The sequence below is a fragment of the Pseudorhodobacter sp. genome (genome assembly GCF_030452865.1).
Taxonomy (GTDB): domain Bacteria; phylum Pseudomonadota; class Alphaproteobacteria; order Rhodobacterales; family Rhodobacteraceae; genus Pseudorhodobacter.
On sequence record NZ_JAKDLJ010000501.1, the window covers coordinates 1 to 2,258 of the forward strand.

At 61.3% G+C, this 2,258-nt stretch carries 2 protein-coding genes; both read right to left on the reverse strand.

Features of this window, described 5'->3' with window-relative positions:
* A partial coding sequence (icmH, locus tag L0H65_RS18650; protein ID WP_301460696.1) for a type IVB secretion system protein IcmH/DotU occupies positions 1-938 on the reverse strand: 938 nt, incomplete at its 3' end.
* A gap of 21 nt (positions 939-959) precedes the next feature.
* Entirely contained in the window at positions 960-2,201 is a 1,242-nt protein-coding gene (gene tssK / locus L0H65_RS18655) for a type VI secretion system baseplate subunit TssK (RefSeq protein WP_301460697.1), read from the reverse strand.
* Positions 2,202-2,258: the final 57 nt, after the last annotated feature.

Below are 2,258 nucleotides of genomic sequence, written 5' to 3' on the forward strand. Positions count from 1 at the left end.
AGCGTCGGCGGGCGGCCCGGATCGACCGAGGCGAGCTGGCCCAGCAATCGGTCTGACTGACTGCTAAGCGCGACAGAGATGCCCCCGAAGATCACCGAGAGCAATGCAACGGTTACGGCGATGGCAATATAGACTGGTTTCCACGCCGAAAGCGCCTTGTGTGGACGGTCCACACCCTGCCAATGCGGCGAAAGATCCTGCTCCACCGGGCCGCGCTGGGCGCGAATGATCCGCGCCAGCCCATTGCGGATTTGCAGGTGCTTGTCGGTGCCGCCCTGTTCCACCCGCAAGCGCCCGTCAAAGCCAAGCGACAGGCACATATACATGAATTCCAGAAGTTCGATATTGTTCGACGGATCCTGTTCCAGCCGGGCCAGAACGTCATAAAATCGGTCGCCACCTACGGTTTCACGGTGGAAGGTGCCAACCATGGACTGCATGCCCCAGATGGATTGCTCCCCCCAAGGGGTGTTCAGCACTACGTCGTCGATGGTCGCGCAAATCGCATAGCGTGCGACCTTGACCTGCTGCGGGTCCATCCCGCCTTGAATGGCACGGGATTCAAAGCCGCGAATTTCAGCGACAACATTGCGGCGCAGGGTTTCCGGCTCCATATGCTGGGCGCGGTTGCGGATACGACTGACCAGCGCGAACAACGTCGCCGCTGCCGCGTTCAGCCGGTTCATCCCCGTCATCGCCAGCGCAATCGGCGATTCCGTGGTTTTCCCGTTATCGGATGCAACCGCCGCCGCCGGAGTGGCGCGCTGCGGCACGCCGTAGCCAAGGTTGCCCGGCTCCTGCGCCGGTTGCTGTGGGGCGGGATAATTCGGCACCCCGGCTGCCGCGGCACCGCCACCAGCCCTGCGTCCTGCGGGATTGGGACGGATGACCGTGCGTTCGGAATCATCCGGTTCCGCGAAAGGGTCATTCTTCGACATGATCTCGTCCTCTTGTCACCCTCAACTCAGCCGGATCGCCCAAAGCTCCATCGTCAAGCCGGGATAATCCCCCGCCACATGAACCGCGATCCCGCCAGAGGTGGTCATTTTGCGCCAATAAGGGCTTTCGCGGTCCATCTCGAAATAGACGACCCCGGCATGATACGGGATTTGGCGTGGCGCAACCGGCAAGGGGCGCAGCGTGATGCCCGGCAAGGCCGAGTTCACCAATTGGCGGATCTCCTCCACCGGGCCGATTTTGGCCTGACCGGAAAAATGGCGGCGCACGGTTTCCACCGGAACATCCGCCTTGACCGCCAGCACGAAACCCGCCGTCGTAATCAGCTTGCGGTCTGCGATGATACCGACGCTGATGCCGTATTTCCGCGCCTCCAGCGCAATCGCAATTGCCGTCTGTTCCAGAACCGACGACAGGTATTGCCGCAAACTGCGGATCACCGGCGCGAAAGTCGCGGTCAGTTCCGCATGTTTATACGGCGGAAACGCCGGCGGCATCTTGTCACTGGCCATGAAAGTCGCCAGTTCACCTGCCAGCGCAATACAGACCCGGTGCAGATCGGCAGGGTGAATATTCTCCATCTCCAGCATGTTGCGAAAGACCGGCAGCGCGCGATTGACGCACATCAAAAGCAGAAAATCCTGGATTTCCGCAACGCCTTTGGCGGCCCCTCCTTCGGACAGCCGCCCGGCAAGCGCCTTGACGCGGTGGCCGAGCAAACCCTCCAGCTCTTGCAGGAAAGCCGCAAGCGTTGGTGCGGCGCGCACATCAATGCAGGACGGCATGAAGGCATTGTCCAGCACCACCTCACCATCCGGCTTGCGTTCGATGATGCGGGCAATCGGGATCGTCAGGCGGTCGGCAAGATCATCCACCGCCAGCGCGAATTGCAACCGCATTTTGCCCACGCCCAAGGTAACGGGCTTGCGACCTTCGCCCATGGTATCGGTCACTTCGATTTCGGCAGGTCGAAACCGCGCGGCGGAGCGTTCAGCGCCGGTCAGATCAACCTCCAGAACACCCTGCCTGCGCTGCGGAACCGACAGGTAGACCACGCAATCCTTGATGTCTTCCGGCACGATCAGCGGCGGCGGGTGGTCAACCGATTGCGGCACCCGGAAAACTGCGCCGTCCGGCGTCAGCCCCGCGCAGCCCTTGATCGCGAATTTCCCGATCTTCAGAACCTCATCATCAATTTCCAACTCATTCACGCCCCAAAGATAGGGCGCAACCCGCCGGGCCAAACAGCTAATCAGCCCTTAGGCGTATCGGTCAGCCAGCTGAAAATGATGGGTCTGAAA